The sequence below is a fragment of the Paraburkholderia sp. SIMBA_053 genome (assembly GCF_046534895.1).
In the GTDB taxonomy this organism is placed as follows: Bacteria; Pseudomonadota; Gammaproteobacteria; order Burkholderiales; family Burkholderiaceae; genus Paraburkholderia; species Paraburkholderia caledonica.
The window spans coordinates 1-310 of record NZ_JAWRXU010000374.1; the positions used below are offsets into that span (position 1 = coordinate 1).

At 59.7% G+C, this 310-nt stretch carries 1 pseudogene; it reads right to left on the reverse strand.

Going from position 1 to position 310, the window contains the following annotated elements:
• Positions 1–54: 54 nt before the first annotated feature.
• Positions 55–310 (reverse strand): annotated as a pseudogene (locus SB753_RS36050) (ABC transporter ATP-binding protein); the annotation flags it as partial.

The window sequence follows — 310 nt, forward strand, 5'->3', positions numbered from 1 at the left end:
CCTGTCTCCTGGTTCATCGCTTGTGGTTATCAGAGGCAATTGGGCGCGCGCTATCTATACGCCCAGTCGATCGTGCAGTGTCGGCATCTTGCTTTCGAGCTCACTTGCCCCGAAGTGCTCGACGATCGCACCGTGCTCCATCACATAGAAGCGGTCGGCAAGCGGCGCGGCAAAGCGGAAATTCTGTTCGACCATGACGATCGTCTAGCCCCGCGCCTTGAGCGTCACGATCATGCGCGCAAGCGCCTGCACGATGACAGGCGCCAGTCGTTCCGAGATTTCGTCGAGCAGAAGCAGACTCGCGACGGTG